At 46.4% G+C, this 21,867-nt stretch carries 16 protein-coding genes; 6 read left to right on the top strand and 10 right to left on the bottom strand.

Annotated features, from left to right (window positions below):
* Positions 1 to 12 precede the first annotated feature (12 nt).
* The 6 genes from ACI955_RS05655 to rpmH form a co-directional block, all read right to left on the bottom strand.
* Positions 13 to 1,998: a TonB-dependent receptor plug domain-containing protein gene (locus ACI955_RS05655; RefSeq protein ID WP_415242760.1), complete on the bottom strand. Its 1,986-nt coding sequence runs from the start codon at positions 1,996 to 1,998 to the stop codon at positions 13 to 15.
* A gap of 86 nt (positions 1,999 to 2,084) precedes the next feature.
* Positions 2,085 to 3,449 carry a tRNA uridine-5-carboxymethylaminomethyl(34) synthesis GTPase MnmE gene (gene mnmE, locus ACI955_RS05650; protein WP_415242759.1) on the bottom strand — a complete coding sequence of 455 codons (1,365 nt, stop codon included), beginning with the start codon at positions 3,447 to 3,449 and terminating at the stop codon, positions 2,085 to 2,087.
* Positions 3,450 to 3,455: 6 nt separating this feature from the next.
* Positions 3,456 to 5,135 (bottom strand): membrane protein insertase YidC, encoded by a 1,680-nt coding sequence (yidC, locus tag ACI955_RS05645; protein WP_415242758.1) that lies wholly within the window; start codon positions 5,133 to 5,135, stop codon positions 3,456 to 3,458.
* A complete protein-coding gene (yidD, locus tag ACI955_RS05640; RefSeq protein ID WP_415242757.1) occupies positions 5,128 to 5,391 on the bottom strand; it encodes a membrane protein insertion efficiency factor YidD in 264 nt (87 codons plus the stop codon). Before yidD ends, yidC begins: the two co-directional genes overlap by 8 nt.
* 5 nt (positions 5,392 to 5,396) lie before the next feature.
* Positions 5,397 to 5,774, bottom strand: coding sequence for a ribonuclease P protein component (rnpA, locus tag ACI955_RS05635; RefSeq protein WP_415242756.1), 378 nt, complete (start codon positions 5,772 to 5,774; stop codon positions 5,397 to 5,399).
* Between the two features lie 34 nt (positions 5,775 to 5,808).
* Positions 5,809 to 5,946 (bottom strand): 50S ribosomal protein L34, encoded by a 138-nt coding sequence (gene rpmH, locus ACI955_RS05630; RefSeq protein ID WP_368374309.1) that lies wholly within the window; start codon positions 5,944 to 5,946, stop codon positions 5,809 to 5,811.
* 452 nt (positions 5,947 to 6,398) lie between these two features.
* On the opposite strand from rpmH, the gene dnaA reads away from it, so the two are divergent.
* The 4 genes from dnaA to gyrB all read left to right on the top strand — a co-directional run bounded on the left by dnaA (position 6,399) and on the right by gyrB (position 12,860).
* On the top strand, positions 6,399 to 7,871 hold the full coding sequence (gene dnaA / locus ACI955_RS05625; protein ID WP_415242755.1) for a chromosomal replication initiator protein DnaA: 1,473 nt from the start codon (positions 6,399 to 6,401) through the stop codon (positions 7,869 to 7,871).
* 88 nt (positions 7,872 to 7,959) lie between these two features.
* Positions 7,960 to 9,066 (top strand): DNA polymerase III subunit beta, encoded by a 1,107-nt coding sequence (gene dnaN / locus ACI955_RS05620; RefSeq protein WP_415242754.1) that lies wholly within the window; start codon positions 7,960 to 7,962, stop codon positions 9,064 to 9,066.
* A 141-nt stretch (positions 9,067 to 9,207) separates the two neighbouring features.
* Positions 9,208 to 10,332, top strand: coding sequence for a DNA replication/repair protein RecF (recF, locus tag ACI955_RS05615; RefSeq protein WP_415242753.1), 1,125 nt, complete (start codon positions 9,208 to 9,210; stop codon positions 10,330 to 10,332).
* A 110-nt stretch (positions 10,333 to 10,442) separates the two neighbouring features.
* Positions 10,443 to 12,860: a DNA topoisomerase (ATP-hydrolyzing) subunit B gene (gene gyrB / locus ACI955_RS05610; RefSeq protein WP_415242752.1), complete on the top strand. Its 2,418-nt coding sequence runs from the start codon at positions 10,443 to 10,445 to the stop codon at positions 12,858 to 12,860.
* A gap of 991 nt (positions 12,861 to 13,851) precedes the next feature.
* Here the strand turns inward: gyrB and ACI955_RS05605 are convergent.
* The 3 genes from ACI955_RS05605 to glyQ all read right to left on the bottom strand — a co-directional run bounded on the left by ACI955_RS05605 (position 13,852) and on the right by glyQ (position 17,692).
* Complete coding sequence (locus tag ACI955_RS05605; RefSeq protein WP_415242751.1) at positions 13,852 to 14,577, bottom strand: lysophospholipid acyltransferase family protein; 726 nt, start codon at positions 14,575 to 14,577, stop codon at positions 13,852 to 13,854.
* A gap of 89 nt (positions 14,578 to 14,666) precedes the next feature.
* Positions 14,667 to 16,754, bottom strand: coding sequence for a glycine--tRNA ligase subunit beta (gene glyS, locus ACI955_RS05600; protein WP_415242750.1), 2,088 nt, complete (start codon positions 16,752 to 16,754; stop codon positions 14,667 to 14,669).
* Entirely contained in the window at positions 16,754 to 17,692 is a 939-nt protein-coding gene (gene glyQ / locus ACI955_RS05595; RefSeq protein ID WP_415242749.1) for a glycine--tRNA ligase subunit alpha, read from the bottom strand. The genes glyS and glyQ overlap by 1 nt, the downstream gene beginning before the upstream one ends.
* 137 nt (positions 17,693 to 17,829) lie before the next feature.
* On the opposite strand from glyQ, the gene djlA reads away from it, so the two are divergent.
* A complete protein-coding gene (gene djlA, locus ACI955_RS05590; RefSeq protein WP_415242748.1) occupies positions 17,830 to 18,615 on the top strand; it encodes a co-chaperone DjlA in 786 nt (261 codons plus the stop codon).
* 33 nt (positions 18,616 to 18,648) lie between these two features.
* On the opposite strand, the gene ACI955_RS05585 is transcribed toward djlA, so the two are convergent.
* Positions 18,649 to 18,936, bottom strand: a complete 288-nt coding sequence (locus ACI955_RS05585) for a YebG family protein (RefSeq protein ID WP_415242747.1) — start codon at positions 18,934 to 18,936, stop codon at positions 18,649 to 18,651.
* A gap of 171 nt (positions 18,937 to 19,107) precedes the next feature.
* On the opposite strand from ACI955_RS05585, the gene ACI955_RS05580 reads away from it, so the two are divergent.
* The gene (locus ACI955_RS05580; RefSeq protein ID WP_415242746.1) at positions 19,108 to 21,867 is read left to right on the top strand and encodes a PKD domain-containing protein; all 2,760 of its coding nucleotides are present in this window, start codon (positions 19,108 to 19,110) and stop codon (positions 21,865 to 21,867) included.

The raw sequence follows: 21,867 nt of genomic DNA, 5'->3' as shown, positions 1-21,867 counted from the left end.
CTCGCGTAGATACTAGTACCGAAAATTTATTCCAATAAATTGACGAAGATCTTTTTTGTAGATATTACTACTGAGCAGCTCACTGTCGTCGTCGTGTCTATATTGGCCTGAGTATGATATTTCTATTTCGCTGTCTGAAGAGTTAATAATTTTAGATAATCGTATATCACTGCGAGAATATTTATTCTGAGAAGTACCTATTGATCGCGCATAGTATTGTGCGAATGAGACTTGAATATTGTCGTTCGTGCGATAGCTTATGAGTGCGCTACCCGAATTTTTAGGGGTAAAGCTAGTTTCAGTACTTGGTGTAAATGCCAGACCGCTATTGCTATGTGCCTTACTTTTTATGAAAGCATAACTAATGTGGACTAACCATTTTCTATTTGGTCTATAGTCAATTTCAGTTTCAATGCCTGATTGCATTAAGTTGCCGCCATTAACGGGGTTGAATCTTTCGAGGGCTATTGAATTTGATATTAGCTGATTCAACTTATCATAAAATATTTTTACATCCCATTGAAGATGGTATTTATTGAAATTTCCGTAGTAGCCTATTTCTTTAGATTCAATTTTTTCAGGTTTGACGTTGGGATTACCTTTTGCAGTTAACAGAAGTATACCTTCTGTTTTGCCGTTTGATGCGGGCGTTACATTGCGTGCGGTATATGTCCAGTTTGCGGATGTTTCCAATAAATCCGGGGTTCGTATTGCTTTTGAGTAAATAGCTCTAAAACTACTATTTTTATTTATATGATAGTGGGCGGCAATCCGAGGTGAAAAGTTCTTGCCGACGCTTTGCTCATATTCGTAAGACCCACCGGTATTGACTGTAAATTTATCCGTGATATTTTTTTCAATATTAAAAAATAACTGGTAGTTATTACTTGTGAGTGTCCTGCCATAGTATGTTTCTGACGATACCCGTGATCTTCTTAGGTGGACACCGGTAACTGTTTTTAGGCCGTCGCTCCAAATATAAGTATCTTGAAAATCGATGTCTTGTCTACCGCTGCGTAAATCTTCATTCGCGTCGCCGCGTACAAGTGGTGAGGGGTTATCGTCTAGTCCGATTAAGGAAGGTGGTAATTCGGCACTCCAGCGGCGTATTTGTTTCTGAGCTGAAAAATCATATTGTATGGCTAATTGGTGCACTTCAGAAAGTTCTTTTTCTATGGTAGCTGATAGATAGTAATCGTCGGTTTCTGCATATGGTTGTGTTACGTCTTCGTCTGCAAGGTCGTCTGTGATTTCACCGGACTTATAGCCAACACCTACGCTAATGGCGTAATTGTTAATAAGGGCTTCGTAGCGGGCATTGAAGAGCTGGTTCGATTTACTGTCTAAACGCTCGTTACCGTCTTTGTCTATATCGAAGCCGTCGTCGTGATTACTGGCCACAGTAAATCGGAGCGTGCCATTCAAAAATTCATTTGCGTGGCTTAGTCGGTAGTTTTCGGTACTTTCCGTTCCTCGGAGAACATTGAGTTCATATTCGTTTATATCGCTTGGATGGCGGGTAATAATATTAATGACACCGAGAAAGGCGTTGGCACCGTAACTTGCGCTGGAAGGCCCGCGCACTACTTCGATTCGCTCGATGTCTTGTATAGTGATGGGTATATCGTTCCAGTCAACGGTAGCTAATCCTGACTGATACACAGACCGACCGTCGATGAGGACTTGCATGCGACGAGAATCCCGGTAGTTCGTGCCGTGATAGCTCACTACATAATTCCACCCGTCTCTAGCACCTACAGAGGTTCCAGGTATCAGACGGAAAAGTTCTGGGATATCCCTTAGGCCAGAAGCCGTGATCATAACGCGGTCAATGACGCTCACACTGGCAGGAACTTCGCTGCGGTTCTGTTTAAGCCTAGCGGGGGTGAGTACGACGGGAAGTTCGTCTGGATTCCATAAGCTCGCGTTGACGGGGGGACAAAGCGAGAAGGCAACGGCGCAGAGAGTCAGGCTGCGTGTTAGGGTAAGTCGGTGCATCGGCAATCCTTTGGTACGCTGGAACGACTTTAAGTGTAGTCCTTATTGCGCATTATTCGCTATTGAAGATGTGCATCGTGGGGGCTTTATTTTCCGATGCAGAAACTGGAAAAAATACGTCCGAGAAGATCGTCTGAGCTAAATTCGCCGGTAATCTCAGCAAGAGAATTTTGTGCTAAGCGTAGTTCTTCTGCTAAAAGTTCTCCGGCGTTGTATGTAAGGAGCTGTTGCTCACCGCTTAAAATATGGCTGCGGCCTCGCTCTAAGGCATCTATGTGGCGGCGACGGGCAATAAAGGGGGTGTCACTACCTTCGTAGCCGACGCAAGATTTTAAATGCTCTCTAAGGGTATCGATGCCCTGGTTGTGCTTCGCTGAAAGGTAAATGCGGCTTATTGCATCGTCCTGTAATCGTGCTGTTTGACCCGTTAAATCGCATTTATTGTAGATCAGACTTATTTTCTTTTGTTTAACAAATACATTAAATTCGGGCGGAATAATTGCTTCGTCGCTCTCGATATTTTTGCTGTCGATGACAAGTAGTATACGATCAGCTTTGCTTATTTCTGCCCAGGCGCGTTTTATGCCTTCTAGTTCCACAGGATCTTCGCTATCGCGCAAGCCGGCGGTATCTATGATATGTAATGGCATACCGTCGATTAAAATATTTTCTCTTAGTACATCTCTGGTGGTACCCGCGATATCGGTGACAATGGCAGATTCTCTTCCAGCTAAGGCGTTCAGCAAGCTAGATTTCCCCGCATTGGGCTTTCCTGCGATAACGACTGTCATGCCCTCGCGCAGTATGCTGCCCTGCTTTGCTGAGTTAAAGACGGTTTCGAGGTGGTGCTTAATACTTTGGAGTTCGCTGGCGACCCTACCTTCGCTAATGAAATCGATTTCCTCTTCTGGGAAATCTATTGCGGCTTCGACGTAAATCCTCAGCATGGTAATAGCTTCTACTAGGGAATTTATTTCTTTACTGAATACCCCTTCTAACGAGCGTAAGGCTTGCCTTGCCGCTTGTTCAGACGCGCTGTCAATCAAGTCCGCTATGGCTTCTGCCTGGGCTAGATCTATTTTATTATTTAGAAATGCACGCTCTGAAAATTCTCCCGGCCTTGCCATTCTGGCGCCTTGGTTTATCACGGTGCGCAACAAGCAGTCGAGTATAACTGGGCCACCGTGACCTTGCAGTTCAAGGACATCTTCGCCTGTAAACGAGTGCGGTCCGGGGAAGAATAAAGCGATACCTTGATCTATGGTTGCGGTGCCGCTGGGGGTAGTTTCTAGAAAGTTACCGTAGTGGGCATAGCGGGGAGTTAATTTTTCTAAAGCGAGCATTACGCGGGCAATATCTTGACACTTGGGGCCAGAGATACGGACTATACCAACGCCACCTTTTCCGGGTGGCGTGGCGATAGCGGCAATCGTGTCAGTAGAGTAATCCACTTTGGCTTAGCGGGAGGGCAAGCCGCTTTTTTCAATACGCTTAGTAATAATGTATTGCTGAATGATAGATAAGGTGTTGTTTACGACCCAATACAATACTAAGCCCGCTGGGAAAAACAGGAAGAAAAAAGTAAACACGATTGGCATCCACTGCATTATTTTAGCTTGCATCGGGTCTGGTGGTGCTGGGTTTAGACGCTGCTGTATGAACATGGATAGGCCCATGATTAGTGGCAGCACAAAGTAAGGGTCCATCGCTGACAAATCATGTATCCATAGCATAAACGGTGCGTGACGCAACTCGATGCTTTCCATTAATACCCAGTAAAGAGCGATAAATACCGGCATCTGAACGACCATGGGTAGGCAGCCACCGAGGGGGTTAATTTTCTCTTTCTTATACAGTTCCATCATGGCTTGAGATTGTTTCTGACGATCATCAGTGTAGCGCTCTTTGATTTCAGCTAGTTTGGGCTGAAATTTGCGCATATTTGCCATAGAGGTGAAGGCTTTTTGATTCAACTGGAAAAATGCGGCCTTTACCAGAATAGTCACCGCGATGATTGAGAAACCCCAGTTACCTAGTACGGAATGTATTTTTGTCAGTAACCAAAATAGAGGTTGAGCGATCCACCACAGCCAGCCGTAATCGACGGTGAGTTCTAAGCCCGGTGATATTTCTTGTAGGCTGTACTGATCTTTGGGGCCGGTGTAGAAATCGGCGCTTATTTTACCTTGGCTGCGTGGTTCAATTGTTACGGCCGCGCTGGTAACACGCGCTATGTTCATACCCTGTTTGGTCACAATAGTACTTAGTTCATTTACGCTGTCTACTGGTGGTACCCAAGCGCTGACAAAATAATGCTGTATTATCCCAATCCAGCCGCCATTGACGCTGGCTTTTATAGGTTTGTCTTGCATCTTGCTGAAGGTAGTTTTGTTGTATAAGTCTTCATTGGTAGCATATGCCACACCAATGAAAGGCTTCATGGCAAACATACCGCCCTCATCATTCACGCTTGGATCAACGCTATCGCCGCGTTTTAGTTGGCCAAAAAAGCTTGCTTGGAATGGTGCATCGCTTTGATTGTCGACCAAGTATTCAACGCTAATGAGATATTCGCCGCGGCTTAAGCTAAAGCGTTTGATGATCGTGATGGCGTCGCTGTACTGATAACGTAGATCGACATTTAGGGTGTCAGATCCATCCTGCAGAACATAGTTAGCATTCGGTGCTGCAAACTGCGGCCTACCTTCTGAGGTGTCTGTGGCATTGCTGCCGATTAATCCGCTTTGAGCTATGTAGTTTCGGGTATCATTTTTTTCAAGAATAACAAAGGGATCATCAGATTCTAAACTCATGGTGTAGTCTGGTAGACCTGCGTAAACGATATCGCCGCCATGTAAGTCTATTTTCAAGTCCAATACATCGGTTTCAACAGTGATGTACTTAGTGCTGACACCGGCGTTTGCTTTGATAGTGGTAAACTCATCGCTGCCAATAATAGCGGGCAGATCACCGCTGTCATTACTAGTGGTGGGCGCTGCAGTTGTACTGTTGTTGTTGCTGCTACTAGTGCTAGTAATGACGGGAGTAGCGGGTTCGAATTTTTGCCATTCCACCAATAACATCAGTGATAGTGCAGCGATGGAGGCGATGAGAAGATAGCGCTGAAAATCAATCATTGCTTGAAGGCCTTGAAAGTGTGTTTTCTGTGGAAGGACAATGGCAAGGTGGTACAGGATCGTAACCGCCGTCGCTAAGGGGCTGACATCGGCAAATACGTTTTAGGCTAAGCCAGCTGCCGCGCACAGCACCATGTTGTTGTAGGGCTTCTACAGCGTAGCTTGAGCAACTGGGATAGAAACGGCAATGCGGAGCCATCAGCGGACTGATAAACAGGCGGTAAAAATGAATGCAGGCGATAAGCAAGCGCTGCATATTGACTAGCCCTCTTGCTGACGAAAGCGTTTTTCAGCTCGTTTTTCTAATTGGTACCAGAGCTGATTACAGGTTTCATGAAGCTGCTTGTTATCGATATCGCCCAGACCGCGCCTAGCTAACACAATGACATCAATACCTTTCAGCTTATGTTGATTTAGCCGGAACGTTTCTCTTACAACGCGCTTTACGCGATTGCGTTGAACAGAGAGCTTTACGTTTTTCTTCGCTATTACTAAACCCAGCCGACCACGATCGAGATTATTTTTGCGCGCCAGAAACAGGAGTTCAGCGGTTGAAACTTTCAGGCGTGACTCGTCGAATACCGCTTGGTACTCGCTGGCATTCAACAGGCGTAAACATTTCTCAAATTGAAAATCCACCGTTAAGCCAGCATACCTTATCGCTTAATTGTTATTAAGCAGATAGAACTGTACGACCTTTTGCGCGACGGCGATTAATTAAGGCGCGGCCGTTTTTAGTTGCCATGCGAGCACGGAAACCATGGTTGCGGGCTTTTTTAAGATTACTTGGTTGGAATGTTCTTTTACTCATGATTTCGTCCGTAACATAAATAAGCCAGTAGCTTGGCTACTGGTACTGCCCCAACTTTATTGCAGAGACAGTGAAAAATCGGATCGCGAATTTTAGTGGACATCAGGTCTAATAGCAATGACTTGTAGGCTTTAGTTGCATGTTTTCCTTTATATAGGTGATTCAATCGTAAGTTACAGTTTGCGCACAGCTTACCCACAGGTTTTTATTGTTGTTATCAACATGTGAGTGGTTTGCTGGAACTTTTTGTCAATGCCTGACATCGTGGTTTATCATATTGATAGTAAAGGGATTTTCGTTTTTTTTCAGCTTAGAAATGTTTTTGAATTTTGTGGATAACCGCATTGTTCGCGAGTAGAATAGCGAGCTAATTGGATTTAAAAATCACCTGGCCAATTTCTGTTTTCGGCAGGTGGTTTACGCTCAAATTTATAAAAAAGTGGAGAATTGTGTTGCCGGAAGTTACGTGGCAGAAATGTATTGCGCATTTGCAAGACGAGTTGCCCTCTCAGCAATTTAACACTTGGATCAGGCCACTGCGGGTTGAGCTTGCCGGGGACTTAATACGTTTGATTGCGCCGAATCGGTTTGTGCGTGACTGGGTGGGCGACCGGTTTTATTCACGTATTGTCGAGTTGGTATCGGAACTATCGCCGCCGGGTAAAATAGTACAAGTAGAGCTAGGTATTGCTGATCGCCTAGCGAATGGTCCTAGCGCCGCTGGTAAGGCGGCATCAGCGTCCAACGTGCGCTCTACCCAGCCGGTGTTAGCGTCGCCGTCAAATAATAATGCTTTTGCGCGCCCTCAATCCCGTCAGCCATCGTCTCAATCCTCGTCGGCGGCGTATTCTCCGCAAATTATTACAGGTCAGCGTCAAGTAGAGGTTGAGGGGGGTATACGGCATCAGAGTTCTTTAATGGAGTCGTATACTTTTGATACCTTTGTTGAAGGTAAATCTAATCAATTGGCACGCGCAGCGGCGCGTCAAGTAGCAAGCAATCCCGGGCGTGGCTATAACCCGCTTTTTCTTTATGGGGGCGTGGGGCTTGGCAAAACCCATTTAATGCATGCGGTAGGTAATGCTTTAATGCAGCAAAACCCAAATGCGAAGGTGGTTTATTTACATTCCGAGCGATTTGTTGCTGATATGGTAAAAGCACTTCAGCTAAATGCTATTAACGAATTCAAGCGCTATTATCGTTCTGTTGATGCGCTACTTATCGATGATATTCAATTTTTCTCTGGTAAAGATCGCTCCCAGGAAGAGTTCTTTCATACGTTTAATGCTCTCCTTGAAGGCGGGCAGCAAATGATTTTAACCTGCGATAGGTACCCCAAGGAAATCAAAGGCTTAGAAGAGCGTTTGAAGTCGCGGTTTGGTTGGGGTTTAACGGTTGCGGTAGAGCCGCCGGAATTGGAAACGCGGGTGGCTATTCTGTTAAAGAAGGCTGAGCAAGAAAAAGCTACCCTTCCCTCTGACGCCGCTTTTTTCATTGCGCAGCGTGTGCGGTCGAATGTGCGTGAATTAGAGGGTGTATTAAAGCGAGTAATAGCCAGTTCCCGATTTATGGCCAAGCCCATTGATATTCCGCTGATTAAAGAGTCGCTGAAGGACTTATTGGCACTGCAGGATAAGCAGGTGAGCTTGGATAATATTCAACGCACCGTGGCTGAATATTACAAAATAAAGATCGCCGACCTTATGTCAAAACGTCGTAGTCGGTCGGTGGCGCGTCCGCGTCAAGTTGCGATGGCCTTATCTAAGGAGCTAACCAATCATAGTTTGCCGGAGATCGGTGAAGGTTTTGGAGGTCGGGATCATACGACAGTGCTTCACGGCTGCAGGAAAATAAAAGAATTGCGCGAAAGTGATGGTGATATACGAGAAGATTACCAAAATTTGATCCGACTACTGACAAGCTGATGTTTTAGTTGGGCTTTATATACTAAAGTAGACTTATTAGTATTCCATAACCTTTGAACAGCTACTTAAAAGAACAGGAACCGAACGCATGAAATTTTCGATTTCGCGGGAAGCGTTGATTAAGCCCTTGAACCTTGTGGCGGGTGTAGTTGAGCGCCGACAGACCTTACCGATATTGGCTAATGTGCAGCTCGTACTAAACGGCCAAGAGTTGGCGCTGACCGGCACCGATTTGGAAGTCGAGCTGATTGGTCGAGTTCATCTTGATGATGAGGCTAGTGTGTCTGGTGAGATTACAGTGCCAGCGCGGAAGTTAGTTGATATCTGCAAGGCTCTACCCGATGGTTCTACTATTAGCTTTCAGTTGGATGAGCAAAAGCTAATCCTGAAGTCAGGGCGTAGCCGCTTTCAGCTTTCTACTTTAGCGGCGAATGATTTCCCCAGTGTTGAGCAGTCCAAGGGCGGGCAATCCTTCACTTTAAAACAAGGTGATTTAAAGCGTCTTATTGAACGAACTAGCTTTGCCATGGCGCAGCAAGACGTGCGTTATTACTTGAATGGTATGCTGTTTGAAGTGACTGAGGGCCAATTGCGCGTGGTAGCTACTGATGGCCACCGGTTGGCTATGGCGACCTTCGAAGGTGATATCCAAGTAGATCAGGTGGCGCACGTTATTGTTCCAAGAAAAGGCGTGGTCGAACTCGCCCGCTTATTAATGAACGAAGACCAGGACGCGGAAGTCATTGTTGGTGGCAATCATATACGGGTAGTCACCACTGAGTTTACCTTTACATCTAAGCTCATCGACGGCAAGTTCCCTGATTACGAGCGCGTCTTGCCTCGTAATAGTACTAAGGTGGTTTTGGGCTCAAGAGCTGATCTTAAGCAAGCTTTCGCTCGCACCTCGATTTTGTCGAATGAAAAATATCGCGGAATTCGGATGTTGTTAACCGGCGGTGAGCTTCGTATTGTTGCGAATAACCCTGAACAGGAAGAAGCAGAGGAGACAGTGGCTGTGGAGTATCAAGGAGAGAGCCTTGAGATTGGCTTTAACGTGAGCTATTTACTTGATGTTCTGTCGGCTATTAATGGTGAGTCTGCCAAGTTTTCGCTTTCTGATGCTAACAGTTCGGCTTTAATAGAAGAGGCGGATGGTAGTAATTGCCAGTATGTTGTAATGCCAATGCGTTTGTAATGTTGGTTTTTGTGGGCGCGCTCTATTTTTACGGTATGTTTTTCTGAAATACGAGCGTGTCATTCTCATGTGTTCTCCCCTCCCTCATACCTTGCTTGTTCTTAATCATAAGCTAATGCTGCGCGATAAATGGTGCGTGTTATGCGTTTAGAAAAGCTCAGTATCTTTAATTTCAGGAATTTACAATATGTGGATATGCAGTCGCTGTGCATGTTCAATTTTATTCATGGGATTAACGGCAGTGGTAAGACTAGTATCCTGGAAGCTATTCATACTTTGGCGCTTACTCGCTCGTTCCGTTCTCATAAAATGGAGTCTGTGATTTCATACGGCAAAGATGATTTGACCGTGCGTGGAGAGTTGCGACTTGGTGGCGGCTTGGAGACAGCGGTTATAGGTGTTAGGAGGCCAAGAAAAGGGCCGGTACTGGTAAAGCTGGATGGCGATAAGCTTTCTACAGCTGGGCAGTTGGCGGGTGTATTGCCTGTTCAGGTGATTAATCCAGCCAGCTTTGCTTTGTTGGAGGGTAGTCCTGGAGTAAGGCGGCAATATTTGGATTGGGGGGTGTTCCACGTGAAACATTCTCGGTTTTTCGAGTATTGGCCTCGCTACAGGAAAGCGCTTCAGCAGCGTAATTCCTTGCTTAGACGTGGTAATATAGACCCCGGGCTTATAGCGCCTTGGGATAGAGAGTTGGAGGCTATGGGGGTGCTAATACAGGATTCCCGCAGCTCTCACTTTGAGCTATTGGCTGCAGCGTTCGAGGAGATATATCAGCGTCTGCTCGCTTCTGTTGATGTTGATGTCGGTAACCTGGGCGTACCTTCTTTAAGTATGTCGATGACGTCAGGCTGGAAGGATAGTGAGTACAGTTTTGCCGAAAGTTTAAAACATAATTTAGCGGGTGATTTGCGGGCCGGGTTCACAAGAAACGGCCCTCACCGTGCAGACATAGACTTTCGTGTAGGCAGGCTTGATGCTGGTGATGTTCTCTCCCGGGGTCAGATAAAAACTTTAGTTTGCGCGCTGAAATTGGCGCAGTCGAAAGTACTGATTGATCAAGGTATTCCCACGGTGTTCTTGGTTGATGATTTGGCAGCAGAGTTAGATGAGCGCCGTTGCTGTGCGGTGTTTAAAGAATTGATCGAGTTAGATGTGCAGGTGTTTGCCAGTGCGGTTAGGCGGTCTGACCTCAATGATGATTGGTGTTTGAGTAAACCGTTAAAAAGGTTCCACGTGGAACACGGCGTGGTCTCAGAATGCTAAACGATGTCACTATATAGCTTGCTGGCGTGTTGTGGGTGTATGGCAGTATTTTGCTGCAAAACATAAAATAAGTTAGTTGTCCGTTATTCGGGTACAGAGGTTAGATAGAGATGACAGAAAATAGAGCTTACGATTCCTCTAGCATTAAAGTGCTGAAAGGGCTGGATGCGGTTCGAAAAAGACCAGGAATGTATATTGGGGATACAGACGATGGCTCTGGCCTGCATCATATGGTGTTTGAGGTCGTTGATAACTCTATAGATGAAGCCTTAGCTGGCCATTGCAGCAAGATTAAGGTTGTTATCCATGCTGACGAATCGGTATCTGTGTCGGATGATGGCCGAGGCATCCCAACAGAGATGCATGAAGAAGGTGTAACCGCCGCCGAAGTTATTATGACGGTTCTCCATGCCGGCGGTAAATTTGACGATAATACCTACAAAGTCTCTGGCGGCCTTCACGGTGTGGGTGTTTCTGTTGTAAATGCGCTGTCAGAAGAGTTGCGACTGACGATACGTCGCGGCGGCAATGTTCATGAGCAAATCTATAAGCACGGTGTTCCTCAAGCGCCACTGAAAATAATCGGTGATACTGAGCGCACGGGTACAGAAATACGTTTTAAGCCCTCGCCTCAAACGTTTAATAACATCGAATTTCACTTTGATTACTTGGCTAAACGTATTCGTGAATTAGCATTTTTGAACTCGGGTATTAATATTGAGTTGATTGATGAGCGCGATGGTAAAACAGAGAACTTCTGCTACGAGGGCGGATTGAGCGCTTTTGTTGAGTACTTGAACACCAATAAAACGCCCGTTAATAAGGTCTTTCATTTTACGACCGAGGGTGACGGTGTGGTGGTCGAGGTCGCTTTGCAATGGAATGATGGGTTTCAAGAGAACCTCTATTGCTATACCAATAACATTCCACAGCGAGACGGCGGCACCCATTTAGCGGGATTTCGGGCTGGATTAACACGGAATTTAAATAACTATATTGAGAAAGAAGGCTTGGCGAAAAAAGCCAAAATATCGACAACAGGTGATGATGCTCGTGAAGGTCTTACGGCAGTGGTTTCCGTTAAGGTTCCTGATCCTAAGTTCTCTTCGCAAACCAAAGACAAGTTGGTTTCAAGTGAAGTGAAAACTATTGTTGAGCAGGCAATGACAGCTAAATTTGGTGATTTCCTAATGGAAAGCCCCAATGAGGCGAAGCAAATTGTGCAAAAAATGCTTGATGCAGCGCGCGCCCGCGAAGCGGCTCGCAAAGCGCGGGACATGACACGTCGTAAAGGCGCTCTAGATATTGCTGGTTTGCCCGGTAAACTTGCGGATTGTCAGGAAAAAGATCCCGCTCTTTCCGAAATTTACTTGGTCGAAGGTGATTCGGCAGGTGGCTCTGCAAAGCAAGGTCGTGATCGTCGAACTCAAGCAATTTTACCGTTGAAAGGTAAAATACTTAACGTTGAAAAAGCGCGTTTTGACAAAATGATTTCGTCGGTTGAAGTTGGTACTATCGTAACCGCTCTGGGTTGCGGTATTGGTAAAGACGAGTTCAATGTTGAAAAGTTGCGCTACCATAGCATTATCATAATGACCGATGCGGATGTTGATGGTTCGCATATTCGCACATTGCTACTAACCTTTTTCTTTAGGCAAATGCCTGTGCTTATTGAGAATGGCCATATATTTATTGCCCAGCCTCCGCTCTATAAAATTGGCCGCGGCAAAAGCCATCAGTATTTGAAAGATGAACCGGCGCTAGCGAATTACCTGACCCAATCAGCGCTCGACGGCGCCGGTCTTTATGTAAATCCAGATGCCGCTCCAATTGGTGGCGCTGGCTTAGAAGAGTTAATTATTCAGTATCGCCGTGTTGAGAGTATTATTAATCGCCTTGCTCGTCTTTACCCGGCGGCGGTTTTGCGTGAATTAACCTATATGCCGGTGCTGAGTGCTGATGACTTAGGTGATAAAGCAGTTGTCGCTAAGTGGGCAGAACTGCTCGCTGAAGTAACGATTGAACTTGAGCTTCGCGACGCTCAGCATCGTTATGATGTGAGTATTATTGAAGATCCTGAGCTGCATATATTCTTACCTTCGATCGATATTATTTCCCATGGAGTGAGCGATCACTATCAGTTTGGGCGTGATTTCTTCAGGTCAGCAGACTATCAAGCGATTGTATCTCTAGGGCAAAGCCTACAAGGTTTACTGGAGGATGGTGCGTATATAAAGCGTGGTGAGCGAGTTCAAGAGGTTAGTGACTTCTCTGAGGTTATTACTTGGCTTATGCAGCAGGCGGAGCGCGGTTTTAATGTGCAGCGCTACAAAGGCCTGGGCGAAATGAACCCCGACCAGCTGTGGGAAACTACGATGGATCCCGAAGAGCGTCGGATGTTGAAGGTCACCATTGAAGATGCGGTGGCGGCGGATCAAATATTCACCACGTTAATGGGTGACCACGTTGAGCCGCGCCGAGAGTTTATTGAAACTAATGCTCTTAAGGTTGCCAATTTAGATATTTGATCTGAGCGTCGATGGACATAAAGCTTAAATGGATTTGACCTAATCGACCGTAATAGCCTCCTTACTATAAAGGCTATTACGGTTTAGATAGGATGTTCGATAGTATCGGCGGCTAAAATAATAAGACACTAATAGCTCGGGCTCATGAGCCAATATTAACTCCGACCGCAGAGAGGCGCGGTTAAATTCCTAACAATAAGTTGTGACTACAGGTAGAGCATTTTTATCTGCGGTAAGAGTGTGGTCCAACCCTCAGCCAACAGGCTTTAAATACCTAGATATCGGAAAGCCCACCTATTATTCCTGGCCATTTAACAATCCTTATAGCCATTATTAAATATTACGAGATAATTATTGTGACGCAGGAAGAACATTGATATTTCTTCGGTAACACTTCGGTTCGCTGTCAATTTTTATACTATTTCAATAAGTGAATATATTATTCAGAGTGCTATTCAACGATTGAAGGAAGGATAGAAATTTTATTACGTCCACACACAGCGACGACGTATCAGATTAGCAAATATGGGTGGATTGACACGTGAATAATGGCAGTTCAGCGCCATGGTGTTAGGGTCTTGGCACACTGAACTCTTGCTTCACTGTGCACTCTAGTGACCTTGCAAGTGCCTGCTGAGGTAAGTTGTCTAACCGTGCAGGGAAGTATCAAAGTAGTGGCAAATATCGCGCTGCTACTGGCCCACAGGCTGTACACGGCCGCTGCATTGGTCGACAAAAAAGGCTGAGTTTTGGACGCCCACCTACAATCATTGGTCTGATTGAATTTGGAAGACCCCTATGCGATTCACACAAAAAAGCGGTAAGTTAAATGACAAGTATTCCGGAGGGGAGCTATCTATGCATCTTGTTTTATACGCAGTGGCTATTTAGCTTTGCGTCGCGCATATTCCGTTGCAAGTCCCCATCCTAGTGCCTAACTATTAGCCAGATTATGTGGCCCATGAGAGTGCTGAAGTTGTCGTTATCCTTTCTATTGAATACGACTGCATTGGGCCTCTATCCAATCCTCAACTTCTAGGGTGAGCTCTCGACTTTCTCTCCCGTGAGTATCTATCGGCTCGCCGATAACGAGAATCACGGTACCGGGCAAGATTCGAAACTTCTTCGCCGGCCATAATTTGCCACCATTATGTGCGATGGCCACCACGGGGACATTCGCCTTAATCGCGATATTCGCACCACTGCGAGCGTATTTACCGCGGACGCCGACAGGCGTTCGAGTGCCTTCTGGGAATATCAGTACACTATAATTATTTTCCAGTCTAGATAGCCCTTGTTCCATAGTTTGGCGTATGGCGGCCCTGGGATTACTTCGATCAATACCAATAGCATTCAACATCATCAGTGCCCAACCAAAGAATGGCACTTTAAATAGCTCACGCTTTACTACTGTTGCCACCGGGAATAGGAACCACTGAAGATAAAATGTCTCCCATTGACTTTGGTGTTTTGCCATCGCCACATAGGGTGTGCTTTTTGGCAGTGATCCCCGAATTTCAGTTTTAACACCACAGCAAACACGGAGCCAAAAAATAATAGCGACATTGCCGAGAACAAAATACTTACCCCGGATATGAAATGGCAAAAACGAGGTAAATAGCAGGCCAGTAACACTAATAAAAATCGTAATTAAGGTATAGCCCGTGAAGAAAAGTCCTGAGCGGATTGTTAAAAAGATATTTTTTATAAATGCCATTCAATGATCTCTATTTATTCAGCGGAAAACGTCAGCGCCTACCGCAGATTGTCCGTGAGGTGCATCTTCGACTTAAATACGAACGGCATCTATTTACCTACAACTAGCAAAGAAATGTCGGCGACTTCTAAGAAAAGGCCCTGCAGTTCTTTTAGTAAAGACTGACGATTGCGGCGCAGTGCCTCGTCGTCAACATTAACCATGACATGCTCGAAGAAAGCGTCAACGGCTGGCTGCAATGCCGCCAAAGACTTTAAGCCACCTTCGTAATCAGCGATAGCAAATAAGGGCGTAACAGCCTTTCTTTGCAGAGCAAGTTGGTCTGCGAGCGCGGTTTCTGCAGGCTCTTGCAGCAGTTTGTCATTAACCGTATCTGCTATCTTGTCAGTAATCTTTGCGAGAATATTTGATACCCGTTTGTTAGACGCCGCTAGCGCCGCCGCTTCCGGCAGCTGATTAAAGGCTTGTACCGCTTTGATGCGATTATCAATATCTAGTGGCGCACTAAGCTGCTTGGCATTAACGGATAAGAATACCTCTGTGGAGATGCCTTGATCTTCGTAGCCCGCTCTTAAGCGATCTATAATATAGCTAAGGACGGTTCCCTTGAGCTTGGTGTCGTTGGCGAACTTATTGTGCTTTGCAATCGCTAGGTCCACCAAGGTACTGAGATCTAGTGTTAGTTTCTTCTCGACAATAATCCGCAATACACCAAGAGAGGCACGGCGTAAAGCAAAGGGATCTTTTGACCCTGTGGGTATTTGTCCAATGCCAAAAATACCGGTAATGGTGTCTAAGCGATCCGCTAAAGCAAGGATGATACCGGTGATGCTAGTGGGTAAACTGTCGCCAGCGAAGCGCGGCATATATTGCTCGTTCATGGCGAGCGCGACGTCATCGGCTTCACCATCATTTTTAGCGTAGTAATAGCCCGCAATACCTTGCATGTCATCAAACTCAAGTACCATATCGGTAACGAGGTCACTTTTAGACAGCGCTGCGGCGCGTTCGGCAGTGTCTGGGTTGGCGTCTAATAGCTTGGCGATATCGACACTAAGTTCAGCAACACGACATGTTTTATCATATATGCTGCCCAGCTTGTCTTGGAAAACAATGGCGCGCAACCGCTCCCTGCGATGCTCTAGGCTGGTCTTACAATCGGTTTCAAAGAAGAATGCAGCGTCGCTAAGTCTTGGCCGAATGACACGTTCATTACCAGCTATCACTTTTTGCGGGTCAAGGCTTTCAATATTAGAAACCGTAATAAAAAATGGCATAAGATTGCCATTAGAATTCACCACGTGAAAGTATTTCTGATGTTCCTTCATTGAAGAAATCAATGCTTCAGCCGGAACCTTTAAAAAGCGCTCCTCAAAGCTACCGGCAAGAGCGACCGGCCATTCGACCAGAGAGCTAACTTCATCTAATAAGTCATCGCCAATAACTGTTTGGCCACCTAGGGTTTCGCCAAGGGCTGTAATTTGTGCGCGAATACTGTCTTTACGCAATTGATAATCGGCAACCACTTTCCCCTGTTCTTTGAGAACAGATTCGTACTGATCTGGGGCTGTTATAGTTAATTCTTGATTGCAATGAGAGCGGTGGCCGCGAGTAATATTCGACGAAGTTATTTCAAAAATATTTTTTTGTATTGTTTCATCCCCAAACACAATCGCGATCCATTGTACGGGCCGAACGAACTCAGTACGGGATGAACCCCAACGCATTCTCTTTGCGATAGGCAGTGAAATTAATGCAGTATTAATAATATCGGCTATAAGATCCTTGGTCGCAGCGCCTTTGGCAATATGCCGATAGCATAGTTTATCTTGCTTGCCGTCATTGGCAATATATTGGTCTAAGCTATCAACACTGAGCTGGTTCTTTCTCGCGAACGCTAAGGCGGCGTTGCTTGCATTGCCTGCGTCATCAAAGGCCACCTTAACCGGTGGTCCCCAAATTTCGAGCTCTTTATCTGGTGAAGTTTCTGCAAGGTTAGATAGCAGCACCGCGAGACGCCGCGGTGTAGCAAAACTTTTTACAGCTGAGAAGTCTAAAGACTTAGCAGTAAGCTGCGATGTAATGCTTTTGGTAAATGCCGAAGATAAAGTTTTTAGGGCTTTGGGCGGCAACTCTTCTGTGCCTATTTCTATCAGTAAATCACGATTCGCAGTCATTATTTACTCTCCTTGGCGGCGGCAAACTCAGCGCGTAAATTTTCTGGTGCCAGTGGAAAACCCAAGGCTTCGCGAGCATCGAAATAGGCTTGGGCAACGGCGCGGGATAAACTTCTAACGCGTAAAATAAAGCGCTGCCTTTCGGTAACAGAAATTGCGTGGCGGGCGTCTAGTAAATTAAAGGCATGAGAGGCCTTCATTACCATTTCGTAGGCCGGCAGTGGTAGGCCCTTCTCCACTAGTCGCTTGCTTTCTTTTTCGTAGTGATCGAATTGGGAAAACAACTGGTCTACGTCAGCCTCCTCAAAATTGAAGTGCGACATTTCAACTTCATTTTGATGGAATACGTCACCGTAAGTGACATTGCCGGCGGGACCTTTCGTCCAGATCAAATCGTAAATACTGTCAACGCCTTGCAGATACATGGCGATGCGTTCTAAGCCATAGGTGATTTCGCCACTGACCGGGAAGCACTCTAGACCGCCGACTTGTTGGAAGTAAGTGAACTGAGTGACTTCCATACCGTTTAACCATACTTCCCAACCTAGGCCCCAGGCGCCTAATGTTGGGGATTCCCAGTTATCTTCAACGAAGCGGATGTCGTGTACCTCGGGGTCAATACCGAGCATTTTCAGTGAATCTAAATATAGATCCTGAATATTGCTGGGAGAGGGCTTCATGATGACCTGAAACTGATAGTAGTGCTGCAGACGATTTGGGTTGGTGCCATAGCGGCCATCGGTGGGTCTGCGACACGGTTGCACGTAAGCCGCATTCCAAGTCTCGGGACCGATAGCGCGTAAGAATGTGGCAGGATGGAAGGTGCCTGCACCAACCTCCATATCCAGCGGCTGCAATAGCACGCAGCCTTGCTCGGCCCAGTATTGTTGCAATGCCAAGATCAGCCCCTGAAAGGTGCTCACGTCTGCCTTACTCACGGCGTTCCCCACTAAATAAACAAAGAGGTGAATTATACAGATATGACAGCGAGTGCGGTAAGACTAAGCTTGTTTCTGGTCGTAGTAGTGGTGGACTTGTTACTATCTACGTCCAGATATTAAGGAGACAGAACAGAATGGCAAAATTTATTGGTGCGATATTGGGATTCTTAGTGGGTGGGCCACTATTAGCACTGCTTGGCTTTGCTGTAGGTACTTTCTTTGATCGTGGCCTTGGTCAGGCGATGCGCTTTAATTACGGCGCCGGACGCGAGCGTATTCAAGGCGTATTTTTTGATACCGTATTTCGTGTCATGGGGCATATTGCCAAGGCCGACGGGCGTGTCTGTGAGTCTGAGGTTGCGCAAACTGAGGCCATTATCAGCCAGCTGGGCTTGACTGGTTCACGCCGCCAAGATGCCATCGATCGATTTAAAGAAGGCAGCGAAAACAGTTTTGAGTTAGAGCCACAAATGGCTGATTTTATGGAAGTGGCGAAGAGCCAGCCTCTGCTTCGCCAAATGCTCCTCCAGGCGCTGCTAACGATGGCGCTCGCAGATGGTGAGATGGCGGCAGCGGAACGCGATATTGTCACGCGAGTAGCGGGCTATTTGGGAGTGTCTGCAAAGGACTTTCAGCGTTTACTAGACATGGTCATGGCTCAGCGTGGGTTTAACAGTAGCGGAGCCTATGGACAGGATGTTAGCGGTTCAGAGCTAAAGAGAGCCTACCAAGCAATAGGTGTTGAAGAGTCGGCTTCGGATGCAGAGTTAAAGAGAGCCTACCGTAAGCTGATGAGCCAGCATCATCCCGATAAGCTGATTGCCAAAGGAGTGCCAGAAGATATGATGAAAATAGCGACTGAGAAAGCACAAGAAATTCAAGCGGCCTACGATTTACTTAAGAAAAATCGCGCCGCCTGATCAATAATAATTTAGCACGATCTCAAACTAGAACTAGGTGGCTTGGGCCGATAAAGGGCGAACATTGTCCGCTGGCTGCGAGTCAATTTCGTCTAATGCCTCTACCCTGCCCTTGCAGGCCTGCATAACAGCATCTTTATTTTTGGCTAGGAAAATCCCGAATTCCTCGGCCTTGGATTCGTCGACATTGGGAATATGTTGTTGAAGCAAAGCACTAAAACCTTCCGCTAGCTCCAACATCTTGTCGTAGGCATCAGCGTCTTTTTTGTTATCGAACATACTATTGTCCCTGTCACACATCCACTTGGCTACTACCGCCATGTTTCACCTCGTCTGATTATTGAACGATCTTTAATTACGATTTAACTGTATATAAATACAGTTATTGATGCAAGCTCTTAATCTCTATATGTGTCGCCACCGTATCTGATAATATTTTTGTCATGTTCTTCCGATATCCTTAGCCCAAATATTTTAGGGGTTCAGCTGGCCATGTATAAGTCTTGCGTTCATTTAGTTTGGATATTTTTGTTAAGCACGCTGCTAAGTGCCTGTGGCGGCAGCAGCGTATCCATTACTAAATCCAGCAACGATAATTCGGCTGTCGTCTTTTATATCATAGGAGACACTGAGGTCGCCTCAAACACCATCAATACGCTGCGTGTAGTTCCTAGTATTAATGGTGACACGGGGCGCTGGGATTGGCAGTTTGATAATACCCAGCTCGATGAAGACGCGGTGTTAATAGGCCGAGATAGTATTAGTTACACTGCGCCTACCGTTAGCCAGGCAACAATACTGTCCTTTCGGGCAGAACGCAGTTTGCCGGGACAAGAGCTTCAAACGATTAATAAGTCGATAGGAGTTTATCCTGCCGACGACCAGAGCAGGCGTCCGCTTGTTAATGCCGGTAGTGATCTAAGTGCAGAAGAAGCCGCGACTATTGCTTTGCGAGTGATCACATCCGCTCAGGGTGGACGAAGCATTCGAGCTATTGAATGGCAGCAGCAGTCTGGCCCGACAGCAGAGATTGTTGGTGCTGCAGACCAAGATATTTTGACTATAAAGCTCCCTCAGGTTGATTCTTCTGTGCCACTCGTTTTCAGAGTTTTTGCGTACGATAGCGGTGGTTTTACCGGTTTCGACGATATCGAGGTGAGCGTGCTCGATACCTTTGTTAATGCTTTGCCGCTCGTTGATGCCGGTTTAGACAGAGAGGCGTATGCGAATACTGAAATCGAGTTCAATGGCAGCGCGAGTGATAGCGACGGCGAGCTTGTAAGTCTTTTGTGGGAGGCATTAGCACCTGACCAAGCGCTTAATATAAGAAATTCCGATACGCTGAAGCCGTCACTAATCACTCCAAACGTAAGCGTAGATAGAGTGATGGAAATTCGTCTTACAGCCACTGACGACAAAGGCGGTAGCACTAGCGATACAGTTTCTGTTCTTATTCTCGCGGCAGTGAATCAGCCGCCAGAGATACGGGATGCGTATATCGATCCCGGCGTTGCATACAGCGGCGAGACTGTTGCGCTGCTAGCTGAGGCTCAAGATGCAGATGGCAATATCTTATATTATAAATGGCGTCAGCTGGTTGAGGAGAACCAAGCAATTTTAACGATGACCGACGATGACAGAGCCACGGCTACCGCTACCCTACCGACCCTGACAAGCAACTATATTTTTAAATTAAAACTCGAGGTAAGTGATGGTCGTGATACCGTGACTCGTGATGTCAGCTTTCAGGGTATAGCAAATGTAGAGCCGCAGCCGAATTTGTTCAATTGCTTGTCCCAGCCCCTGCAACAAGGTTGTCCCCTTTGGCCTTTAGCGCCAGTTCTAAATCCAGATGATTTTACTGCTTGCGCTACTGACCCCGGTAGCAGTGAGTGTATCTTTACTAAGATTGCAGGCCCTGCAGTCTTGGCATGTTTGGATGCTCCGGGGCCACAAACCTGTGGAGTCGCTTTGGCTAATGTCGCTGACCCAAGTTATGTCTTAGAGCAGCTCGGCGAAGAGGATTCTGCTGGCAGGTGCAATCCCGCCTTTGATGAACGGAGTTTTGAACATTATATTGGCGCGCTTCATGAGCACACGGCGTATTCCGACGGCACCTATTTAAGTCGCCCCGCTGACGTTTTTGACAGTGTTAAGGCCGCCGGTTTGGATTTTGCGGGGAGCTCTGATCACTCTGATAATATGGCAATTCCGCTATCAGCAGGTCGAGGCGATTGCGCGCTCGAACAGACTTTAGATTGCTTAATCTTCGTTGATGAGAATAATCGCAGCGATGCATTCCGTGAATGGTTGGCGACACAAGAGCAAGCACTAGCCGCAAGTGATGAGGATTTTACAGCGTTCCGTGGGTTTGAGTGGACCTCCGACCGTTTTGGTCATGCCAATGTGTTTTTTTCAAGAAATATAATAAATGCCAAAACGGGGCCCGGTTACGCACTGACGATGGCAAGATTCTGGCAGTGGTTTAGCTATCCTGCAGAGTTTGGTGGTGGCTCAGACGGATTGCTTAGTTTTAATCATCCAGGGCGAGAAGATGCCATAGAAAGTGTTGCAGAAAACTTGGGTGGAGATCCTGGGTTTACCTTCAATGATTTCCGCTATGTTAAAGCAGCAGACTACCGCACGGTGGGTATTGAGGTATTTGGCAAAGGCAGTGAATATGATAGTGGTGGGCCCTTGGGTAGCTGGTTAAGTTATGCTTTGGACAAAGGTTGGTACTTAGGCCCGGTGGGCTCAGAGGATCATCATGATACACGCTGGGGTGATGCAGACCTGCCAAAAACTGTACTTGTCGCGCGGTCACGCAGTCGAGATGATTTGCGTGAGGCTATGCTGGCCCGTCGTTTTTATGCGGTGGCTCAAAATTATAATGATATTCGCATAGATTTCCGCATAGATGGGCAGGCGATGGGGTCTCGTCTGCGGCACGTTACGGGCAGTGACTTAAACCTTAAGCTCCGCTTGGAAAGCAATGCTGCCACCGTGAGTGCGCCGCGTTTCGAATTAGTTGGGCCGGGTAATTCTGTGATAGCAAAAAGTAGCGGCAGTTTTTGGGAAACTACTTTGGTGTCGAGCCCAGCGTTAAAGTATGTCTTTGTTCGGGTGTTTGATGGTGACCGTCCTATCGCGTTTTCAGCTCCGATCTGGCTGCAAGAAGGAGATCAGCCGCTAGCTAACTGTGCGGTTCCTCAAGTGTGGAAGGATGAGCCAGCACTGCTGCCGTCGATTTAA

The sequence above is a fragment of the Zhongshania sp. genome, assembly GCF_047636175.1.
Classification (GTDB): domain Bacteria; phylum Pseudomonadota; class Gammaproteobacteria; order Pseudomonadales; family Spongiibacteraceae; genus Spongiibacter.
This window is presented reverse-complemented; position numbering and strand designations above follow the sequence as displayed.